The following is a 2,625-nucleotide window of genomic DNA, read 5'->3' as shown; positions in this document are numbered from 1 at the left end:
AGACCTCTCGCACGCGATCTAAAGACAGTTTATCAGGCACCAACAAGAGAGGCAGGATGGAATGCATTGCTTGCATTAGAAGAGAAGTGGGGTGACAAATACCACTTGTCAATAAAAAGCTGGAAGGAAAACTGGGAATCTCTCTCAACCTTCTTTCAATATCCAGAGGAACTGAGAAGATTGGTTTATACAACTAATCCCATTGAATCAGTTAATAGACAACTGAGGAAGGTTACTAAGAACAAGGGAGTCTTTCCTACGGATACTTCTCTCTTAAAGATGGCTTATCTAGCAATAATAAATATAACAAAGAAATGGACAGTAAGAACCCTTGAATGGTCAAAGATCCTTACTCAACTTGTGATAAAGTATGAAAGATTAGCTAAGTACATAAGCTGATTCTTAAACCCATTACAAAAAAGGGGTTTACACAAAAAAAGAGACAGAACCCCGATGCTTTTCGGCGCCTTGCGTCAATCAATTAGCATCACTTCCTGGCGAAGCCAGCCTTGCGTCCTCCGATGTTCCTCGGCGCATTGCGTCTCATTTGACCAATGACTGGTTTCTTCTCTCTTCTCTCGTGAGCATAGCGAACGTCTCGACAGCGCTCTTTCTCAATGGTCTTTGTTTGACCGCATAGCGTAACTGGCCATAGCGAAGCAAAGACTGGCCACCGAAGGTCAGTGGCTCCTGAAAATCCGTTGTACGCTTAAGAACAAGGACCCGCTGAACGCTGCTAAAGATAACGTTGAACCAACAAAAGCTTCCCCGCGAAGCGGGCCTTGCGTCCCCGGACGTTTCTCCGGGCATTGCGACCTGGCGTGGTCTTCGCCAGCCTTGCGTCCGCCGATGCTTTTCGGCGCCTTGCGTCAATCAATTAGCCTCGCTTCCCGACGAAGTCGGCCTCGCCTCTCGCGTTTATCTCTTACTTACTTGATCTCACAGGACATCGATGAATTCTTTATATCCCAGAGCTTTATAGCCCTTCTTGCGGTTTTCAAACATCTTCTTCAGCATAGGGACATTCTCATCTACGTAGTCGTATATTCTGACCTCATGTTTTCCAAAGTTCTCTCTGTGCAGTCTTCCTGCATATTGCTGAAGAACACCCTTCCAGGAAATCGGAAAGATGAGGAAGAGAGTGTCAAGTCTTGGGTCATCGAATCCCTCCCCTAGATATCTTCCTGTTGAAAGCAGTGCGAGACCGTTGTCAGCGTTTCTGAAACTGTTGAGATTCTCGCTCTGTATCTTCTTTGACTGCTTCCCGTGTAAGAGAAAGATCCTGTTCTCCAAACCACCCAACATCTCGTAAAGAGTCTCGATATGAAGAACCCTCTCGGAGAAGACTAGACAATACCTTCCTGCTTCTATGGCCTTCCTTATGTCGTTGCATATTAGGACATTTCTATCTCTATCGGTCTCGATCGCTTTGTAGATCTCTTTGGGTTTGGAATCTGGTTCTGTTTCAAGACCGGTCTGCCTAGGCACATACGTTCGTTCGAAGAAGAACTTCCCCTTTCTAGTCATCCTGTGCCTTATAGGGCCGCACTGCATGAACATTATAGGGTCGTGGCCATCTCTTCTCTTTGGTGAGGCCGTCAGACCCGTTACATACTGCGCTGGAATGCTCCTGATAACTCTTTCAAGTGTGAAGGCGGGAATGTGCTGGCATTCATCGACGATAACATGCCCATAATCCGGAAGATTCTTCAGAGAATCCTCATTTCGGCTAAGTGTCTGTATTAGAGCAATGTCAAGAATCCCTTTTGCCGTATTCCTTCCTTGACCAATCTGTCCTATCTCATCAGGAGCGATCTGCAGGAACTCTTGCACGCTCTCCTCCCACTGTCTCAGAAGCTCTCTTCGATGAACGAGAATGAGTGTGCTTCTCTTTCGCTGCGCGATCAAATTCAAGGCGATTACAGTCTTTCCGGAACCCGTAGGAGCGCAGAGAATCCCGAAATCATGCTCCAACATCTCATTGACAGCCATATCCTGTTCCTTTGTCAGATTCCCGTAGAAGGCGACATCGACAGAACTTCCGCTGCAGCGTTTATCTTCAAGCTTCACATCGATTCCGTTGCTTTTCAGAAGGTCAATTGAATCGTCCAGACAGCCTCTCGGCAAGAGAAAGTTGATATCATCTTCTTCTGCGCAGTTGATTCGTCTTGGTTTGTTGTAAGTGGGAAGCCTCATAGCCTGAGCCCTGAAAAAATCAGGATTGTCGAATGTGGCAAGCTTCAGCAACTCGCCCATAATCGAGGGCGACAAAGAATCCTTCTCAATCCTTATAACGCTGTCAAGCCTTAGAGTGACCTCTTCAGGAATCGGCTTAGTATTTGCAACGGTCACAGAAACTCTGTTCCCGCCACTGTCATCAGAAATGTCTCGCAGAATACGCGCAACTTCTTTGTGGCTGATGCGTTTTATCTTGAGTTTATCACTTAATCTTCTGAAAACAGCTAAACAAGCGAAAGTATTTTTAGAAACGAAGAATTTTGCCACTACAAACTCTGTATTCAGAGAGTGAGTTCTTGTTGAGGCGTTACCTTGTCGGGTTGTGTTATCTTCATTAATGAAAGAATCTTCGAAGCAAGGGGTAGTGATTTGGCTTTCATGTAGTAA

The 2,625-nt window shown here is 45.8% G+C and carries 2 protein-coding genes; one reads left to right on the top strand and one right to left on the bottom strand.

Annotated features, from left to right (window positions below; genetic code table 11):
* A partial coding sequence (locus tag RJ60_RS06375; protein WP_180979918.1) for a transposase occupies positions 1-399 on the top strand: 399 nt, incomplete at its 5' end.
* A 540-nt stretch (positions 400-939) separates the two neighbouring features.
* On the opposite strand, the gene RJ60_RS06365 is transcribed toward RJ60_RS06375, so the two are convergent.
* Positions 940-2,505, bottom strand: a complete 1,566-nt coding sequence (locus RJ60_RS06365) for a DEAD/DEAH box helicase (protein WP_103134272.1) — start codon at positions 2,503-2,505, stop codon at positions 940-942.
* Positions 2,506-2,625: the final 120 nt, after the last annotated feature.

This window comes from Mesotoga sp. B105.6.4 (genome assembly GCF_002896535.1).
Lineage (GTDB): Bacteria > Thermotogota > Thermotogae > Petrotogales > Kosmotogaceae > Mesotoga.
Note: the sequence above shows the minus strand (reverse complement) of the source record. Positions and strands in the feature narration are given on the sequence as shown.